1 protein-coding gene is annotated in these 1432 nt (G+C 31.0%); it reads right to left on the bottom strand.

The window, feature by feature from the left end; genetic code table 11:
- Positions 1–253 precede the first annotated feature (253 nt).
- Positions 254–1141 (bottom strand): DMT family transporter, encoded by an 888-nt coding sequence (locus KI356_RS25720; protein ID WP_212936853.1) that lies wholly within the window; start codon positions 1139–1141, stop codon positions 254–256.
- Positions 1142–1432 lie beyond the last annotated feature (291 nt).

Genomic DNA, 1432 nt, shown 5'->3' with positions numbered 1-1432 from the left:
CGCTTTCTGCGTTGTTGCTACCGGCGACTTGTTCTATATTACACCTCTATAGGATAATCGTCAACACCTTTTATTCAATTAATAATAAAAATAATTCCCAAAGGTATTTTCTATATTAATTTCAGTTATCCTATTTCTCTATTTCAATGAAAATAATAAAAAAGGACAGCCCATTACATACAAGACGTCCTTTTGATTACACATTATATACATGCACTTATAAACTTTAACACTCTTCATTCTCTTTAATATTTCAATCTCCTGACATAAATAAATCAATTAATTTACGTTTATCCGCCCATATCACTCCAAATAAGACTAAGCCACCGCCTATTACTATTCTCCACGTTAAAGATTCATTTAATAGAACAATTGAAGCAATAATACTTATTAACGGTAATGCATTTAAATATAATCCACTTACTGATGCGGAAACCCTCTCTAGTGCTTTATTCCAAAACCAATATGCTAGAATTGTCGCTCCAATAACAAGATACATTACACTAAGTCCAGTCTTCCACGTTTCAATCTTTGGGAAACCGTAATAAAAAGTTTCTACCATTGCAAATGGTAATAAAATAACCGATCCAATAATTAAAGTTAATGTTGTAAAAACCTTGTTTGATAGATGCTGTTCCTGTTTCGGCTGTTTTAACAATACTGTATAGAATGCAAATAAGAAGGTGCTTAATAAAATAAGGATATCTCCTATTAAAGATACCTCTTGATCAGCATTGTTAGATGAAATTGTAATAAGAAGTACCCCTATAGCCCCCAATATAATACCGATCCAATAATTCAGCTGAATTTTCTCTTTCAAAAAGAACGCCGAAAAAAGAATTGTAACTAATGGTAACGCAGCATCTATGATACTAACATGTAATCCACTTGTTAAAGAAATGCCGTAGGATGTGAACATAAAGTACCCAGCTACACCAGTAAAAGATAGTAAACTCATTCTTTTCCACGGGACTTGTTTATGTACAACTGATCTTTTTAATTGTTTAAATGAGAATAGTAAACAGATTCCACCCGCGAAGAAAAGGCGAATAAACAACAAAGTAAATGGTTGAATGGATTCTAATGCCCATTTCGTTGGCGCAATTGCCGTCCCCCATAATATAACAGCTACTAATAACATACATATTTCCTTCACAATCCCCACACCCATCAAAAAATATATATTAACTACCTTAATTATAGAGTTTTTCTTATGTAAAATCCTTTAAAAACACAAAAGGTTATGTAAAAAAGAGCTAGATAGCTATTTTTTACATAACCTTTTCATATAAGAGCTAAAATATTTTTAGTCATTCTACAACGTAATTAATATAAAAAGGTAATTCTTACCTTTAACTAACATTTAAACGTATTACTTTATAACCTTTTTATCGCTTTAACATCCAAATTTTATTTTATACCGTTTCCATTT

The sequence above is a fragment of the Bacillus hominis genome (assembly GCF_018332515.1).
Lineage (GTDB): Bacteria > Bacillota > Bacilli > Bacillales > Bacillaceae_G > Bacillus_A > Bacillus_A hominis.
The sequence above is the reverse complement of the archived record's forward strand: the minus strand, read 5'-3'. Positions and strand labels throughout refer to the sequence as shown.